This is a genomic window from Campylobacter concisus (assembly GCF_002913945.1).
Lineage (GTDB): Bacteria > Campylobacterota > Campylobacteria > Campylobacterales > Campylobacteraceae > Campylobacter_A > Campylobacter_A concisus_P.
The window spans coordinates 64045-80415 of sequence record NZ_POZK01000015.1 but is presented as its reverse complement, the minus strand read 5'-3'; the positions used below and the strand labels follow the sequence as shown (position 1 = coordinate 80415).

General features: G+C 38.6%; 16 protein-coding genes and 1 tRNA gene. 7 read left to right on the top strand and 10 right to left on the bottom strand.

Features of this window, described 5'->3' with window-relative positions:
• Positions 1-22 precede the first annotated feature (22 nt).
• Both CYP64_RS02670 and CYP64_RS02665 read left to right on the top strand, forming a co-directional pair.
• Positions 23-538, top strand: coding sequence for an ATP-dependent DNA helicase RuvA (locus CYP64_RS02670; protein ID WP_103648579.1), 516 nt, complete (start codon positions 23-25; stop codon positions 536-538).
• 88 nt (positions 539-626) lie between these two features.
• Complete coding sequence (locus CYP64_RS02665; protein WP_103648578.1) at positions 627-2045, top strand: alanine/glycine:cation symporter family protein; 1419 nt, start codon at positions 627-629, stop codon at positions 2043-2045.
• A gap of 74 nt (positions 2046-2119) precedes the next feature.
• Here CYP64_RS02665 and CYP64_RS02660 read toward each other — a convergent pair.
• The 4 genes from CYP64_RS02660 to CYP64_RS02635 all read right to left on the bottom strand — a co-directional run bounded on the left by CYP64_RS02660 (position 2120) and on the right by CYP64_RS02635 (position 8323).
• Positions 2120-2195, bottom strand: a tRNA-Val gene (locus CYP64_RS02660).
• Positions 2196-3029: 834 nt separating this feature from the next.
• Positions 3030-3926 carry a DNA-binding protein gene (locus CYP64_RS02650; RefSeq protein ID WP_103648577.1) on the bottom strand — a complete coding sequence of 299 codons (897 nt, stop codon included), beginning with the start codon at positions 3924-3926 and terminating at the stop codon, positions 3030-3032.
• Between the two features lie 66 nt (positions 3927-3992).
• On the bottom strand, positions 3993-6266 hold the full coding sequence (metE, locus tag CYP64_RS02645) for a 5-methyltetrahydropteroyltriglutamate--homocysteine S-methyltransferase (protein ID WP_103648624.1): 2274 nt from the start codon (positions 6264-6266) through the stop codon (positions 3993-3995).
• 560 nt (positions 6267-6826) lie between these two features.
• Entirely contained in the window at positions 6827-8323 is a 1497-nt protein-coding gene (locus tag CYP64_RS02635) for a C69 family dipeptidase (protein ID WP_103648576.1), read from the bottom strand.
• Positions 8324-8524: 201 nt separating this feature from the next.
• On the opposite strand from CYP64_RS02635, the gene rpmI reads away from it, so the two are divergent.
• Together rpmI and rplT are read left to right on the top strand one after the other, a co-directional pair.
• The gene (gene rpmI / locus CYP64_RS02630; protein WP_103648575.1) at positions 8525-8716 is read left to right on the top strand and encodes a 50S ribosomal protein L35; all 192 of its coding nucleotides are present in this window, start codon (positions 8525-8527) and stop codon (positions 8714-8716) included.
• A gap of 98 nt (positions 8717-8814) precedes the next feature.
• Positions 8815-9171, top strand: coding sequence for a 50S ribosomal protein L20 (rplT, locus tag CYP64_RS02625; RefSeq protein ID WP_004317321.1), 357 nt, complete (start codon positions 8815-8817; stop codon positions 9169-9171).
• A gap of 237 nt (positions 9172-9408) precedes the next feature.
• On the opposite strand, the gene dapF is transcribed toward rplT, so the two are convergent.
• Together dapF and coaE are read right to left on the bottom strand one after the other, a co-directional pair.
• On the bottom strand, positions 9409-10152 hold the full coding sequence (gene dapF / locus CYP64_RS02620) for a diaminopimelate epimerase (protein ID WP_103648574.1): 744 nt from the start codon (positions 10150-10152) through the stop codon (positions 9409-9411).
• Positions 10153-10199: 47 nt separating this feature from the next.
• Positions 10200-10796 carry a dephospho-CoA kinase gene (gene coaE / locus CYP64_RS02615; RefSeq protein ID WP_103648573.1) on the bottom strand — a complete coding sequence of 199 codons (597 nt, stop codon included), beginning with the start codon at positions 10794-10796 and terminating at the stop codon, positions 10200-10202.
• Positions 10797-10875: 79 nt separating this feature from the next.
• Between coaE and purM the strand changes: the two genes are divergently transcribed.
• Genes purM through CYP64_RS02600 form a run of 3 tightly spaced genes read left to right on the top strand, consistent with a single transcriptional unit; the run spans position 10876 to position 12540 of the window.
• Positions 10876-11859 (top strand): phosphoribosylformylglycinamidine cyclo-ligase, encoded by a 984-nt coding sequence (gene purM, locus CYP64_RS02610; protein ID WP_103648572.1) that lies wholly within the window; start codon positions 10876-10878, stop codon positions 11857-11859.
• Complete coding sequence (locus tag CYP64_RS02605; protein ID WP_103648571.1) at positions 11859-12116, top strand: hypothetical protein; 258 nt, start codon at positions 11859-11861, stop codon at positions 12114-12116. Before purM ends, CYP64_RS02605 begins: the two co-directional genes overlap by 1 nt.
• A 1-nt stretch (position 12117) precedes the next feature.
• A complete protein-coding gene (locus CYP64_RS02600) occupies positions 12118-12540 on the top strand; it encodes an RDD family protein (RefSeq protein ID WP_103648570.1) in 423 nt (140 codons plus the stop codon).
• A 3-nt stretch (positions 12541-12543) separates the two neighbouring features.
• Here the strand turns inward: CYP64_RS02600 and CYP64_RS02595 are convergent, their stop codons facing one another.
• The 4 genes from CYP64_RS02595 to CYP64_RS02580 form a co-directional block, all read right to left on the bottom strand.
• The gene (locus CYP64_RS02595) at positions 12544-13278 is read right to left on the bottom strand and encodes a hydroxymethylpyrimidine/phosphomethylpyrimidine kinase (RefSeq protein ID WP_103648569.1); all 735 of its coding nucleotides are present in this window, start codon (positions 13276-13278) and stop codon (positions 12544-12546) included.
• A 92-nt stretch (positions 13279-13370) separates the two neighbouring features.
• A complete protein-coding gene (locus tag CYP64_RS02590) occupies positions 13371-13940 on the bottom strand; it encodes a hypothetical protein (RefSeq protein ID WP_103648568.1) in 570 nt (189 codons plus the stop codon).
• A gap of 90 nt (positions 13941-14030) precedes the next feature.
• Positions 14031-14711, bottom strand: a complete 681-nt coding sequence (locus CYP64_RS02585; protein WP_021090255.1) for a response regulator transcription factor — start codon at positions 14709-14711, stop codon at positions 14031-14033.
• 1 nt (position 14712) lies between these two features.
• Positions 14713-16362: a sensor histidine kinase gene (locus tag CYP64_RS02580; RefSeq protein ID WP_103648567.1), complete on the bottom strand. Its 1650-nt coding sequence runs from the start codon at positions 16360-16362 to the stop codon at positions 14713-14715.
• Positions 16363-16371 lie beyond the last annotated feature (9 nt).

Below are 16371 nucleotides of genomic sequence, written 5' to 3'. Positions count from 1 at the left end.
GAAATTTAAAAAAGGAGTGCAGATGAACGAGCAAAATTTGGCATATATAGCAAATTTAAAGATAGAAAACGTGCCATGGCAGAGACTAAGCTGTAGTTACGGTACGGCGGAGCTTTTTGCACAAATTTTAAACTCCCTTGCAAAGGCTGTGAAAAGTAGCAAATTTGATAAAAATGAGCTTGGTGGGCTGCTTGATGAGATAGTGGCTCAGTGCGAGTATCAAGAGACATTTTGGCACACAACGCCCTTTGCGCTCGTTTTTTTAGTGCGAATTTATAAAAGTACGCTAAGCGAAAAAGGCGATGCAGCTAAATTTATCTCACGTAAGCTTGAAGAGTTTTTTAAATTTATGCTTGAAATTTGCGAAAAAGTAGAGCAGATGGATCATGCAAAGCCGCTTGCAAAGATGGAGCAGATGCTAGAGCCAAAGTATCTTGATATCGTAGATCAAGACGAGCTAAGCTATGATGATAGGCTATTTTACAGCTTTTACTACTACTCACATATCGTTTTACAGAGTACTGGAATAAAATTTTAACCCGGCCATAATTTTTTAGCTATTAATTTAAATTTTATATTTTTTCAAATATACTTTTCGAATTCAAATCAATCACGAAAGTTAAAAAATGCCTACAAATTTTGCTGAAATTTTAAATAATTGTGTCGAAAGTATAAATTCATTTCTCTGGGGCCCATACTTCCTTATCGCCCTACTTTGCGGCACTGGACTCTTTTTTACCATTAGGCTTGGCTTTGTTCAAATTTTTAAGTTTAAAATGGGGCTAAAAGAGCTTTTTGGAAATTTCTCACTCCACGGCGAAGCGGCTGGCAAGGCCGGCATGAGTCAGTTTCAAGCAGTCGCAACTGCTATCGCCGCACAAGTAGGTACTGGCAATCTAGTGGGCGCAACGACGGCTCTTATCATGGGAGGACCTGGGGCTATATTTTGGATGTGGTGTGCCGCATTTTTAGGCATGGCTACAAATTTTGCTGAAATTTGCCTCGCTCAAATTTACCGCACAAAAGATGACAGCGGTCATACAATAGGCGGACCAGCATTTTACATAAGCCGAGGTTTAAAAGGTAAATTGGCAAAAATTTTAGCTGGATTTTTCGCTATCGCTATCATCATTGCACTTGGTTTTATTGGCAACATGGTTCAAGCAAACTCCATATCAGATGGCTTTAGTGGTGCTTTTGGTATACCACAGTGGCTAACTGGTGCCTTTTTGGCGATAGTTTGTGCAATCATCTTCATAGGTGGCGTAAAAGCGATCGCAAGAGTAGCTGAAAAGATCGTGCCTATCATGGCTCTACTTTACGTAGGTGTAGGACTAACTATCATATTTTTAAATTTCCAGCAAATTCCAGAAGCAGTCTCGCTCATTTTTAGAGCCGCATTTGATCCTTCAGCGGCTTGGGGTGGGGCGACTGGAGCTAGCATCGCAGCTGCTATGAGATACGGTATAGCAAGGGGTCTTTTTAGTAACGAGGCTGGCATGGGCTCAACTCCGCACGCACACGCTGCTGCAAACGTCAAACACCCAGTCGATCAAGCCGTACTTGGTATAATGAGCGTTTTTGTGGATACTTTTATCGTGCTAAATATCACCGTTTTTGTGGTGCTTACTGCAAATGTCGTCAGCTTTGAAAACGGCAAGGCAGTCTTTACAGGTATCACCTTGGTGCAAGAGGCCTTTTCGTCGCACATATTTGGCAAAACTGGCGGTTATAGCTTTGTAGCGATCTGCCTATTTTTCTTTGCATTTACAACGATTCTGGGATGGTACTATTTTGCTGAGATCAACGTGAGATACCTTCTTGGGGCAAAAGCGGTCAGAGCTTTTCAGATTTTAGTAGTCGTTTTTGTATTTTTGGGAAGCTTGCAAAAGGTTGATTTTGTCTGGAGCCTAGCAGATATGTTTAATGGCTTGATGGTCGTACCAAATTTAATTGCCATCATCATTTTAAGCCCTATCGTGGCAAAGCTTTTAAAAGATCACGATGCTGGCAAAGAGTATGATGTGAAAGATTATTTGAAATAAATCTTTACCATATCTTTAAAAAATTTACTAATAATTAATTTTTAAATCTCTTGTTTGGGATGTTTTGTTAGAAGTGGTGGCCCCGAATGGACTCGAACCATCGACCACTACCATGTCAAGGTAGTGCTCTACCAACTGAGCTACGGGACCAAAGATTTGGGATTATATTTTATTTTCTATTTTATTTAGCTTAATTCCTTGGTAATTAAATTTATTTATAAGCAGTAAATGTAATGAATAAATTTAGAATTAGCTGACGCTTGCTTCGCAGTTATCGGTAAAGATGAAAACTACCTAGTCAATATCTGCAACTCACAAGTTATCGCCACAAAAACCTCTTGGCACCCCTAAAGAGCTAAAATGTGTAAGCTGCCACTATGATGTAGGACATGGTGCTAGCTTTGGAAATTATCTTGAATACTAAAAGCCGATATATAAAAATTTATAAAAATAAGATGCTGGAGCAAAAGATCTATGCTAAGAAAAAATTCTTCAAAGATGAATGCAAACCTATAAAAAAGGAATAGGAATTTTTTAAAAAAGGCTAATAAGAATAATACAAAAACTGTTGGTGGGATGGCAGATTGATAAAAAAGGTCTTGCCACTCTCAAGTAACCTTGAGCAAAATGTTATCCTAAAATAGATCGCTTTACTGCTAGGGTTTAGGATGTTCCAGCTAAAAAGAGTTAACGAAGTTATCGGCGTCTTTGAGAGTAGTAATAGATATGAAAAATTAAACCTCGATCTAGTTAAATTTATAAGAAATAGTCAAAATATCTCCCCAATCATGCTTTTTCGGAGCAAAAACGCCCTAGTGTTTTTAAGAGAATTAATACACTAGAGAATTTTAGATCAACGCAAAAACAAGAACGCATAAGATCGCTCGTGAGAGATAAGAGCAAAAATTTCTACTATCTAAAACGTGCAAGACGCTGGATAGTAAGATAGAGCGAGGCTTTAAGTCAGTTAAATTTTAGCAGCTCTTAACAAATCAAAAACACCTCTCTCATCTTATGCGTTAGTTCTAGGCTCGCTTCTATCTCAGCTTTTTTTGCCATTATGCTCTCTATATTGACACCGACATTTATGCCAAGCTTTTTAGCAAATTCATAAAGCTCTGCAAAATTTTCAAGGCAAATTTGCGATGCTGTAGCTAAAAAATCATCACTCCCAAGCATCCTTTTTTCGCTCTTTTCATCAACGCTTATTCCAAGCCACTTGATAAACTCTAGCGTTTTTGGCGTGCCACAAGTGGTAAATGTCAAAATAATAGGCAAATTTAACCCGCTTTTTGCCACGCTTGTTAGTAAATTTTTAGCCAAATTTATATCAAAAACCGCCTGCGAGATGAAAAATTTTGCCCCCATTTTGGCCTTTTGGCTCATCCTTTGCTCTTCATCGCCTTTTTTAGCATGCCTCTCAGCTATGCAAACACCGCCCACTACAAGCTCTTTAAACTCATCTCTAGCGATCTCATAAGCACGCTCTAAGCTCATTTTAAGCTCTATCTTGCCAGAAGCAACGCCGACAAAAACATTTATATCGCTACTACTTTTGGCTAAATTTGCTCTAAATTCACTCTCATTATATTTGTTCGCGACCCTATAAAAGATGCTTGGTGTCTTTAAATTTAGGTATTTTGAGTAGTAAATTTCAGGGCTTAATGTATCGCTAAATTCAAAAGTTCGCTCGCTTTTTATGCGGCTACTTTCATCTTGGATCTCGTAAAGCACCAAGCCATCAGCCTGCACATCTATAATCCTCTTGTCCCATTTTGCAGCGATCTCTTTAAGTTTTGCCTCGTCAAATTCAGCCTTCGGCGGCGTTAGTCCGTAAAGCACTATGCCACTTTCATTGTTTATGATCTTATCTTTTAACATTTTCTAACTTTTTTGAAATTTAAATGGAGTTTAGCGCCTAGGCTTGCTAGACGCTAAAAATTTGTATTATAGACCTCTTACGATCTTGACAGCTTCTACCATGTTTTTAAGGCTTGGCTCAACCTCTTCCCATTTTCTAGTTTTTAGGCCGCAGTCTGGGTTAATCCAGAGTTGCTCTTTTGGCAAGACTTCAAGCAGAGCTTTGATCTGAGCGACGATCTCCTCGACACTTGGCACGCGTGGGCTGTGGATGTCGTAAACGCCAGGTCCGACCTCTTGTTTATAGCCAACGGCTTTGAAAATTTTAAGTAGCTCGTTGCCACTTCTTGCAGTCTCGATACTGATAACATCAGCGTCCATAGCCTCAATGGTCTTTATGATATCATTAAATTCAGAGTAGCACATATGCGTGTGGATCTGAGTTTTTGCTTCAGCCGAGCTTACTGAAAGCTTGAAGCAATCAACCGCAAATTTCTCATAAGCTGGGATATTTTCAGCTCTTAGCGGATAGCCCTCTTTAAACGCTGCCTCATCGACTTGGATCACTCTGATGCCTGCATTTTGAAGGTCTGCGATCTCGTCGTAGATGCAAAGTGCGAGCTGTTTTGCTACCTCGCTTCTTGGAAGATCGTCACGCACAAAGCTCCAGTTTAGCATAGTCACAGGACCTGTTAGCATGCCCTTCATTACGTGTTTTGTGATACTTTGAGCATATTTCATCCACTTAACAGTCATCGGCTCTGGGCGGCTTACGTCACCAAAGAGAAGTGGTGGCTTAACGCAGCGGCTACCATAGCTTTGTACCCAGCCATTTTGGCTAAATGCATATCCGCTGATCTGCTCGCCAAAGTACTCAACCATGTCGTTTCTCTCTGGCTCGCCGTGTACTAGCACATCTAGGCCGATATCTTCTTGGAATTTCACGCAGTGATCGATGTATTTTTTGATGCCTGCTTCATAAGCAGCTGCGTCGATCTCGCCTTTTTTGAAATTTTGACGAAGTACGCGAAGATCAACCGTTTGAGGGAAGCTACCTATCGTTGTTGTTGGCAAGATGCCGTATTTTAGTGTTTCGCGTTGAATTTTGATACGGTCTTCAAATTTCTCATCGCGCTCAAATTTGCTTAAATTTTTAATGCGTTTTTGAACGCTTTCAGAGTGGATGAGCTTTGAAGTGGCGCGAGTTTTAACAGCATTTTTGTTCTCTTCGTAAATTTTAGCCTCAGTCTCATCAAGCTTCTCGCCGTTTGCTAGTTTTGTGATGATCTTGATCTCATCAAGCTTCTCGACCGCAAAGCTTAGCCAGCTTTTGATCTCAGGGTTTAAATTCTCTTCATATTTTAGAGTGTATGGTACGTGAAGAAGCGAGCATGAAGTGCCGATATAAAAGTCTTTGCCGCCTATTTTTTCTGAAATTTCACGAACAAGTTTTACCTTATCATCGATGTTGCTTTTCCAGATATTTCTGCCGTCGATCACACCTGCAAATAGCGTCAAATGGCTGTTTTTGATAGTCTCAAGTGCCTCGAAATTTCTCTTGCCGTGGATGAAGTCAAGTGCGATGCCGTAAATTTTAGTTTTAGCCACTTCGCTAACTGCCTTGATCGCATGCTCAAAATATGTCGCAAACACGATCTTGATGTTGTTTGCGACGCCTGTTAGCTCGTTATAAACCTTTGTGATAAGTGGCAAAAGATCGCTTTCGTTTTTGTCTGTTACAAAGATCGGCTCGTCAAACTGCACTAAAATTTCATCATCAAGCTTAGAAATTTGCTCAAGTAGCTTTTTGTATTCGCCTACAATTGCGTCAAGGTGCTTAAATGGGCAGCTGCCGTCAGTCGTCTTTGAAAGAGCCAAGAACGTGATAGGGCCGATCAAATTTACCTTGCCTTTTACGCCGTTAGCCTTCGCCTCTTTGTATTCATTTAAAATTTTGTCCGCTTTTAGGCTAAATTTGCTCTCGCTGCTAAGCTCTGGCACGATGTAGTGGTAGTTTGTGTTAAACCACTTTGTCATCTCCATCGCAACGCCATTTTTATTGCCTCTTGAGCAAGCAAAATATTGCTCCAAGCCGCTTAAATTTGCAAATCTTGGAGGCGTAGCGCCAAAAGCGATGATGTTATCAAGCATTAGGTCATAAAATGAAAAATCATTAACGCTAATAGCCGAAATGCCAGCGTCTTGTTGATATTTCCAGTGTCTTTGACGAAGCGTCTTTGCAGTCTCTTGCAAATTCTCTTCACTAAAGCCCTCTTTACCAGCCCAAAAGCCCTCTAATGCGCGCTTTAACTCTCTTTTCTCTCCGATTCTTGGAAAACCTAAAACATAATTTTTTATCATTTTTATCCTTTTTAAATTTAAATTTGCAGACGAAAATTCGCTCTGCGGACTACTATAAAACTGTGCCATGCACAGCAACCTTGAATATTTTTATGCAGGTACAAGGGGGCTAGAATTACGAAACCGCCCCCTTATCCCTGCGACCCAAACCCCCAGCACGTTCAATGTTGTTGTGCTGCGCACAAGTCTGGATTACCCCACATGTGGTGGATGACACCCACTTCTTCTTAAACTAAAGTAAAATTTATAAAAAACCCTACTAAAAAGGTCCTTGCCAAATTTCAGGCATTGCTTAGCTTTGCTATTAAAAATGCAGTTACAATGCAGCGGACCTGCTAGCAAAAATGGATTTATCTCAATGTGAAAAAATGTAAAATCATTTAAAAATTTGCGTGTTTTTTGAAAATCGCTGATATGTTTTTTGCCGAGATTAACGAGCTTTATGCATGGGACAAGGCATCAGCGTTTTTCCTTTGTAGTGAATTTTTGCCGCATTATAAACGCTCTTTGCCAAATTTTTGTTTAAATTTGGGCGCTACTAAATTTCACGCCCAGAATTTTTAGTCTTTTTTGCCTTTATTTAGAGATTTTAGCTTAGCATCCATATCAGCTGTAAGCATCGTAAAGACTTTGTTTGTAAGCTCCTGTGTTAGATCTTTAGCCTCTTGCATAGTCTTTTGGCTAAATTCATTTAAGAGTTTGTCTGCTTTTTTCTTATCTTTTTTGTAAAGTTTGACGTACTCATCTTCAAATTTAGCCTGTTTTACCGCCAACTCTTTTTCAAATTTAGCGTAGGCCTCTTTTACCACTGGCGAATACTTCTCATAATCAGTCATCACAAGGGTTTGAAGCTTTCTATAAACCCAGTAAATCGAAGTATCATCAGCATCGTATGAGCCATCAGTGTAACCTTTTATAAAGCCATCAAGTCCCTCGTAATACGGCAAATAAACGCTAAGATCAGCCATACCAAGAGCGACGTAAGTCACGCGGCCGATCTCTTTTGGCAGCCATGGGCGCACCTGCATGACGTGAGACTCGTATGTTCTAAAGACGCTTATGGCGCGGTAGATGTTTTTCTTATCTTCATCTTTGCTAGCGTAGTTATCAAACGCAGTGCCGTTGTAGTGAGCTCTCATCGCAGCTTTTAGGTCTTCAACGCCTAGTTTTTTCTCTGGTTTTAAAAATACTGGAAATTTCTGACCATCGGCGAAGTCTTGTTTTAAGCTTGGGTTAAACATGCTTTGCACCCAGCAAACACGTGGGTAGTTGTAAGTCACATCCCTCTCATCGTCCCTTGTATAAGCCTTTGTGAAGTTAAATTCTCCATCTTTCGCAGGATCATAAGTCTTATTATCGATCGCAAATTTGATGACATCTTTTGCTCCCATGAAATTTGGATCATTCTCTTTATAAGCGTGAAGTCTGCCTTGGTTTGCAGTGACAAAGTACTCATCTTGTGGGATCTTTGAAGCGATCCACTTATGGCCTGTGCCAGTTTCAAAGTACCAAAGATCGTTTGCATCGACAAATACCACGCCAAAGCCCTCGCCAGCGCCTTTTGTCTCAACTATCTCACCAAGAAGCTTAACGCCCTCTTTTGCGCTTTTGATGCGCGGCAAAAGCACGTCTGGGATGTCGTCCTCGGTGATGCCAGTCTCTTCGTTGTATGGATCAACTTTTAAAAGCTCATCTTTTGCGTAGATGGTCTCAGTGCCGCTTAGTCCAACGCCAGCCTCGTTGTAGCCGACTGCTCCGTGAAGTTTTGTGTGTGAGTTTGCGATAGTTGTGTATCTCATGCCATCTTTTGGGAGCGGATATGTAAAGTCATTTGCGCCGTCATGTGCCTTTGAGCTGTGCATGCCAGTTTGGTTTTTCGTAGCTGGATGTATCAAAAAGACTTGAGCCTTTATAGCCTTGCTATCAGCGCTCCTAGCCACTAGCATAGAGCCGTCATTTGAGGCTTTATCTCCTACTAAAATGGTAGTGCATGCCAAGCTACTTGTGCCTAAAATCGCACTCATAGCGACGATTGATGCAAGAATTTTCCCTTTCATTTTTACTCCTTTAGTAAAATAAATTTCTTATATGTGATTATATGCCAAATTTAATAATTTAATTATAAATTTTAAAACTTTTTTAAGTTAAATGTAAATTTATTGCAAATTTTGTCTAAGTGAAATTTAAATTTTCTAAAGGATTTTTCGCTATAATCCAAATCTTACGCACTTGCGTATAAAATTTCAAAAAGGATTAGCATGCCAAAGATGAAAACCGTTCGCGGTGCTGCTAAGCGCTTTAAAATAGGTAAAAATAAGATAAAAAGAGGCTCTGCATTTAGAAGCCATATCTTAACAAAAAAACCTAGTAAGCGTATGAGAGATTTGCGTGGCCCACAATACGTGGACAGCACAAATGTCCCAGCCGTTCGCAAAATGCTCGGCGTATAAGCAGCGTGGAATTAAGTTTTTGACAAAAAGTCATTCAAACTCCCCCAAATTTAGGGGCAAGACTCACTTTGTGAGCGCCAATTTGTAAAAGGATAAATATGGCAAGAGTAAAAACAGGCGTAGTTAGAAGAAGACGCCATAAGAAAGTTTTAAAGCTAGCACGTGGCTTTTTTAGTGCTAGACATAAACACTTTAGAAAAGCTAAAGAGCAACTAGAGAGAAGTTTAGTTTATGCATACCGCGACAGACGCCAGAAAAAACGTGATTTTAGACGTTTATGGATCGTTCGTATCAATGCAGCTTGCAGACTAAACGACATTAGCTATTCAAGATTTATCAACGGCTTAAACAAAGCTAAGATCGAACTTGATAGAAAAATTTTAGCTGATCTAGCTATGAATGACGCGAAGGCATTTGCGGCACTTGCAAAACAAGCAAAAGATGCTTTGAAATAACACCTTTTCTCCGCTTCGGCGGAGATCTTCTTTTTTTTAAATTTCTATTCAAATTTTTATTAAAATTTATTTTTCGAGATTTTAACTTAGTTATTTTGTATTCAAATTTCAAATTAAAACCACATATAAAATTTTACTTCATCAGCTAAGCGCAAATTTAGTAATATAAATTTGAAAAATTTGCTTACCGTTACTGGCCAACCTAGTCAAGAGCAAGTATAAAACTCACCCTAAAAGCTAAATTTCGATACTCGTATCAAAGCAGTGTTTCACCGCTCCGCTAAATAAGATTTTGCCATTTTCTAGCCTAAGACCAAGCTCTTCGCCGCTTTTTGGATAGACTTTTAGGCTTTGCGCTGCGTTTAAATTTAAAGTAGCGCCGTAAAAGCAAGCTGCCATGCCAGTGCCACAAGCTAGCGTCTCGTCCTCCACGCCCCTTTCGTAGGTTCTAACCTTTAAAACTTCGCCCTCAAATTTGGCTAAATTTACATTTGCATTGTATTTTTGACGAAGCGCCCTGCACTCTTTGACGTCAAATTCATCTAAATTTTGCGTGAAATTTACAAGATGAGGCACGCCAGTATCGTAAAAATACCAAGTTTTGCCGTTTTCATTTATCGGTTCGCTCATAATTTTTGGGCTTGTTAGCACGACCTCGACGCACTCGTTTTTCACGCTTGCCATCACCTCGCCACTGCCAGTTAGCAGAGCAAATTCGCTTGAACTTACAAGGTCGTTTAGATAGGCATATCTAGCAGCCGCGCGCGAGCCATTGCCACACATCGCAGCGTAGCTTCCATCGCTGTTGTAAAACTCCCATTTCACGCCCTTTTCGTAAGGCAAAAGTACTATTAGCCCATCAGCTCCCACGCCGTTTGTTCGGCTGCAAATTTGCCTTGCTAGCTCGCTTCTATCTTTGTTCAAAAATGTATGAAATATGACAAAATCATTGCCACTAGCGTTGTACTTTGAAACTTGCATTATTTTTCCTTTAAAATTGCTCTACTTTTTGCCAAATTTATATAAGCTCAGCCATAAATTTGCCTTAGAAATTTCTCTAGTTCTTGCTCTAAATTTTCTTTATCACCACTATTATCTATGATAAAATTTGCTTTTTTTCGCTTTTGCTCAATATCTATCTGAAGCTCCACTCTTGCTTTTGCATCCTCTAAATTTAGACCGTTTCTGCTCATTAGGCGGCTTAGCAAAAGCTCTTTTGGTGCGTAGACCACGGCTACATTTTTAAACTCAGCGTAGCGATCCTCTTTTTCAAAAAATAAAGGGATATCTACAAAATAAACCTGCCCCAAGCACTCAAGCTTCGTAGCGCGAGATAAAATTTCTTCCTTTATCTTTGGATGCAAAATTTGCTCTAAAATTTTTAATTTTTTTGGATCATTAAAAACAATGACACCAAGTTTTTGACGATCGATCTTGCCAGCTTCATCTAAAATTTGCTCTCCAAAAAATTCCACTATCTCACATTTACAAATTTCAAGCTGCTCGTGAGCGATGAGGTCCGCATCTATCACGCTAAAACCTCGCTCTTTTAGTAAATTTACAACCGTGCTTTTGCCGCTAGCAATAGAGCCTGTAATGACATAAGCGTTTGGAAATTTCTGCAAACTCACTCCATTTTTGAAAATTGATGACAATTTTAGCAACTTTTGGCTAAAGTTTTAAAAATTTACAAAAAGGGCAAAGATGATAAGCTATAAAGATGCTGGAGTGGATATAGATGCTGGAAATAGCTTTGTTGAGGCGATAAAGCCTTTCGTAAAATCTACGCAAACACCAAACGTTATAGGCGGCATTGGGTCATTTTCAGGAGCGGTCAGACTACCAAGTGGATATAAAAATCCTGCCATTTTAGGTGCAACTGATGGCGTTGGCACAAAGCTTCGCCTAGCTATCGACGCTAAGAAATTTGACGGCGTGGGCGAGGATCTAGTTGCAATGTGCGTAAATGACCTCATCTGTAACTTCGCTACACCGCTCTTTTTCCTAGACTACTACGCGACTGCAAAGCTTGAGATAGAAAGTGCCAAAGAGGTGGTAAAAAGCATCGCAAATGGCTGCAAAAAGGCACAGTGCGCGCTGATCGGCGGTGAGACAGCCGAGATGCCGTCGATGTATGAAAAGGGCGACTTCGATCTTGCTGGATTTGCCGTGGGTATCGCTGAGGCTGACGAGATAGACAGGAGTAAATTTGTAAAATCTGGTGACGTTTTAGTCGCACTTCCAAGTAGTGGCCTGCACTCAAATGGCTTCTCTCTTGCGAGAAAAGTAGTAAGCGAGCTTGGACTAAAATTTGATGAAAAAGTAGGCGATCGCGAGCTCATCGACGTGCTTCTTGAGCCAACAAGAATTTATGTGAGCGACTTTTTAAGTTTAAAAGACAAGATCACAGCAATGGCGCATATAACAGGTGGTGGCATAGTTGAAAACCTACCTCGCGTCTTCCCTGCTGGACTTGGTGCAAAAGTACAAAAAAGCGTTATAAAAACGCCTGAAATTTTTAAAATCATCGCTCAAAAAGTAGAAGATAGCGAGATGATGAGAACCTTTAACATGGGTGTTGGCATGATATTAGTTGTGCCAAAAGAAAACGTAGATGCTGTCCTAGCTAGTAGCGATGGCTACGTGATCGGCGAAGTAGTAAATGGCAAAGGCGTAGAGCTAGTTTAATGCAAGAAAATAGCAAAAAACGCTTGCTAAGGACCGAAAATAAGAGCTTTTTTGATCTTAGCATTTATGAATATATAGGCTGTTTTGGTGTACTAGAAAGCGATATCAAAAAACTTGATTTCTATAATCACTGGTGCAAGGTCTCACGTGCCTCTACTATGCTCTGCGTCACGCATGATAGCGGCGAGAGTGACAACCTAGTCTATCTATATGACTGGGAGAAATTTAGCCGTATCTACATAAATACAGGAAATTGAGTTGGCAAAGCAAAAGGCAAAAATCGCACCTATTTGGGCTAGAGCAAAGGCCTTTATCATCGATCTTTTTATCATCGGTATGCCGATATTTTATGCGACAACATATCTTGTGCTTAATGGCAAAGAGGCATTTTTGCACAACCAAATTGCCATTTTTGGTGCAAATAGCCTAATCTCACTTATAATGTGCCTTTTTTTTAGCATAAAAGCACAAACTCCGGGCTACAAAGCACAAGAAATTTATCTAATAAACCTAAAAACCGGTAGAAAACTAAGCTTTTTTCACACCATCTTGCGCCAAATTTGCTTTGCCTTTGCTGGCTTTAGCATACTTGGACTTTGCCTTTGTTTCTTTAGAAAAGATAAACTAAATCTGCACGACATCATCACTCACTCAGCTGCCGTGCAAAGATCAGAGGGATAAATTTTACTTCGCTCCATGCCAAAGTAAGCGATTTTTGCCAAGTTTTGTATCGATGCTCTCTTTTATGATAGAGCAAATATACTCTTTTGAAAGTTGTATAGACTCCTCTAAGCTCTTGCCCTTTGCTAAAAAGCAAGCAAGTGCAGTTGAGAAGCTACAACCAGTTCCACTCATTACAAGCGGATTAGCAAGTGGGGTTTTAAAATTTCTTAGCGAGCCATCTTTTTTATAAAGTGTGTCTATACTGCTATCTTCGCTGATATGTTTCTTTACGATGATGTCACAAGGCAAATCTTTATAATCATCGCCAAAAAGCACATTTGCCTCATCTAAATTTGGAGTAGTTACCGTAGCTAAGCTCATTAGCTCTTTTAGCTTTGTCACCGCACTATCTTTTATAAGCTTGTGTCCGCTTTTTGAGACGCAAACTGGATCAAGCACTACTTTAGTGTTTTGAGTTAGTAAAAACTCACGCACCACTTCCATAATCTCTTCGCTAAATAACATACCTATCTTAATCGCATCAAAGCTAAATTCTTCCGCAAGCGTATTTAGCTGATCTTTGACAAAACTAGGCTCTAAGCAAACCACGCTTTTTACGGCATCCGTAGTCTCAGCGACCAAAGAAGTTACCGCTGTTGCACTATAACAATTAAGCCTAGCACATGTTTTTATATCTGCTTGAAGTCCAGCTGTGCCACTATTACAAGAGCCTGCGATGATTAGAATTTTTTTCATCGTTTTCCTTTGAAATTTTTGGCTTATTATAGAGGATATTAGATAAATTTGAGTTTTTTAAAACAGAAGAAATTTGAGCAAAAAGCTCAAATTTATGAAAGTTTATTTAAGTCGTTATCGATATCTATATATATCGTAGTTGCGTTAAGATTTGTATGCTCAAAGCTAGGATCTATCTGCTTATCGCTCTCTTTATGTTCATTCATTTTAGCTAAAAGATCATCTTCTCTTAATCCATGCTCATTTGCTAAATTTGGATCTATTTCATTAAGACTAATATTTACGCTAGCCTCATCATTTGACTCTTCTTGCTCTAAATTGGTTGCACTAAGGATATCATCTACTTTTTCATTTATATGATCTAAAATCGATACATAATCATTGCCAAGAAGCGCTTTAAACAATGCGTCAGTATCTATGCTAGACTCACCAATATCATCGCTTACTACGCTACTGTCTAGCCAAAGAGTATCGTATCCGTTTATTGATATATCTTGTCCATCATTTGCAGTGATTGTAATGCTTGAGCTTTCGCTCTCGCCCTTTATAGCCTCTCCGATAAATACTTTATCATTTACATCTAAAACTCTTACATGATCATTTTGGTCTATCGCTATAACATCAGATGAAACACTTTTAACTATACCAGCTACTGCTGCCATCTTTATTCCTTATTTTTATTTGTCGGTATTTTAGTATATTTAATTACTTTTGTATATTGTACTATGGTACAAGGTAGTGATAATTCTAAATCATTCAGATTTTGTGATTAAAATATATCCACTCTCGCTGATGTTTTTAAATTTCACACCAAGCTCACGTTTTAGGCGAAGTATCACATTTTGGATAGCCGCCTTGCTAACATCGCTTTCATAGACAAATTCTTCTATCATCTCATAAGTAACTAGCTTATTTAGATTATAAGCAAAGAGCCAAAATATCTTATTTTGCAAAAAGCTAAGATAAATTTCAATACCGTTTTTATAAATTTTCTCTCTTTTTAAATTTATACTCACCTCATCGCTTAAATAAACCAGCTTTTCATCTCGTTCAAAACTTAAACTAATAAGCATTGCCCTAAGATCCTTCATATCAATAGGCTTTTTTAAAAAAAGCATCGCCCCTTCTTCCATGCTTTTTATCAAATTTTCATCGCTATCATAAGAGGTAAAGACGATAAATTTTTGGTGCGGTTTTGTGCGCTTCATCTCATTCATCATTTCAAAGCCATTAAGCACTGGCATGTGAATATCGCTCATCACAATATCAAAACCTTGCTTTTTAAATTTCTCCACGCCATCTTGTCCATTACAAGCACCAATTACCTGCTCGCAATAAGGTTTAAGCCCACTAATAATAAGCTCTCTTGCCATATCGTCATCTTCGACTACCAAGACGGACGTCTTTTTTAAAATTTCTAAGACTTCTTGCATTTTAGTCCTTTAAATTTATATCAAAACTTAGCTCAAACACCGTTGGCTTTGCGTTATTTACGAGCCTTACGTCACCATTTAGCTTTTCTTGCGCTAGCTTTTTAGCAAAATAAAGTCCTATGCCATTTCCTTGCTTTTTGGTGGTATTTAGCCAAGTAAAAATTTTCTCGCTCATTTGCTCGCTTACACCATTTCCATTGTCATAAACTCCAACGTAGCACTTATCTTCAAAGCTTCTAAATTTTATCTCGATGATACGTTTTAGTGGCTCATCTTTGTAGCTTTCGACAAGTGAATCTTTTGCGTTGTGTATTAGGATTAGTAAAATTTGTTGGATTATATTTTCTATCTGACGAACTTTTTGTTCATTAAAACCACTAAATTTTACACTAACATTTGCACGGCTTAGCTCTGTGTGCATGAGAGTTATTAGGTTTTTAACGCTTGTTTGCACCTCAAATTCGCTCACATTTTCAGCGCTTTTGTAAAAATTTCTAAAAATTTCAATAGTACTTGAAAGAAGTTTGACCGAGCTTTGCCCTTTTTCAAGTAAATTTATTAGCTCCTCGTCGCTTAGTTTGCCTTCTTTTTTTAGCATTATGCACGAGCTTAGCATTAGTTTTAGCGAATTTACAGGCTGAATAAATTGATGATTGATACCACTTATTAGCTCGCCAGCCTCACTCATTTTAGCTCTATGAGTCAGCAATGTCTCATACTCATCTTGTATCTTTTTTATCTTGTTATACATAAAATTATGAAGAATATTTGCCAAAAATGTGAGCGCAACAAAGGCAAAGAGTAAGCTTAGAGCATTTTTTAAAGCTTCTTTTGTTAAAGCTGAAATTTCCTCTTCATTATTTGTACCAGCTCCTATGAACCAATTTATCGTTGGTATCTCAGCTACTTGGATTAAATTTTGTCCTATTTTTAAGCTTGTAATGTCTTCATCTTTTAAAAACAACTCTTTAAATTTCTCCTCGATCTCTTTTTTTAAAGCAAGATCAGGTATCGATGTTAAAATTTCACCGCTATGAGTCACCAAAAATGAGTAAGAATTTGGCGCAAGACTAAAATTTTTAATGCTATTAAAGATATTTTCTATACGCACGACTCCACAAAGTGCTGCTTTAAATTTCGCTTGTTTTGTGACTGGAACGCATAAATTTAGAGTTGAGCCTTTTAAAATTTTATGTTTTTGCATGAAATTTACGCTTGGGGCATTTGTATTTTTTGTCTCCACATACCAGATAAGCCCTGCTCTTTCGCTCTTTGGCATAACTTCTTCTAAAATTTTCTCTCCATCTACAAAAATTTCTCCATCATCCCTTAAAAGCTGCATTAGATCAAATTCTTTCGCGTTTTGTTTAAAGAGCTTTATAAAGCCAGCTATCTTTTCATCGTCATCTACGATGTCTGCATTTTGTATAAATTTTGACGCACGAATGAGCGAATTTATCCGCTCATCAAGCCAAATTTGAAAGTTATTTACGATATTTTTGCTAACTGCTATGTTATTTTTATCAGATAGCTCTATGATTTTCTCTTTTGCATTGCTATAAATATTTAGCCCAAGAAGTATTACAAAAAGGCTAGCAAGCAAGATGATGGCGTAGATTTTAATATTTTGTGATTTTAAATTAATACCCATGCGTGCAGT

Coding starts and splice junctions, on each gene's coding strand:
- CYP64_RS02670 (WP_103648579.1), top strand. CDS start 23: ATGAACGAGCAAAATTTGGCATATATAGCAAATTTAAAGATAGAAAAC.
- CYP64_RS02665 (WP_103648578.1), top strand. CDS start 627: ATGCCTACAAATTTTGCTGAAATTTTAAATAATTGTGTCGAAAGTATA.
- CYP64_RS02650 (WP_103648577.1), bottom strand. CDS start 3,926: ATGTTAAAAGATAAGATCATAAACAATGAAAGTGGCATAGTGCTTTAC.
- metE (WP_103648624.1), bottom strand. CDS start 6,266: ATGATAAAAAATTATGTTTTAGGTTTTCCAAGAATCGGAGAGAAAAGA.
- CYP64_RS02635 (WP_103648576.1), bottom strand. CDS start 8,323: ATGAAAGGGAAAATTCTTGCATCAATCGTCGCTATGAGTGCGATTTTA.
- rpmI (WP_103648575.1), top strand. CDS start 8,525: ATGCCAAAGATGAAAACCGTTCGCGGTGCTGCTAAGCGCTTTAAAATA.
- rplT (WP_004317321.1), top strand. CDS start 8,815: ATGGCAAGAGTAAAAACAGGCGTAGTTAGAAGAAGACGCCATAAGAAA.
- dapF (WP_103648574.1), bottom strand. CDS start 10,152: ATGCAAGTTTCAAAGTACAACGCTAGTGGCAATGATTTTGTCATATTT.
- purM (WP_103648572.1), top strand. CDS start 10,876: ATGATAAGCTATAAAGATGCTGGAGTGGATATAGATGCTGGAAATAGC.
- CYP64_RS02605 (WP_103648571.1), top strand. CDS start 11,859: ATGCAAGAAAATAGCAAAAAACGCTTGCTAAGGACCGAAAATAAGAGC.
- CYP64_RS02595 (WP_103648569.1), bottom strand. CDS start 13,278: ATGAAAAAAATTCTAATCATCGCAGGCTCTTGTAATAGTGGCACAGCT.
- CYP64_RS02590 (WP_103648568.1), bottom strand. CDS start 13,940: ATGGCAGCAGTAGCTGGTATAGTTAAAAGTGTTTCATCTGATGTTATA.
- CYP64_RS02585 (WP_021090255.1), bottom strand. CDS start 14,711: ATGCAAGAAGTCTTAGAAATTTTAAAAAAGACGTCCGTCTTGGTAGTC.
- CYP64_RS02580 (WP_103648567.1), bottom strand. CDS start 16,362: ATGGGTATTAATTTAAAATCACAAAATATTAAAATCTACGCCATCATC.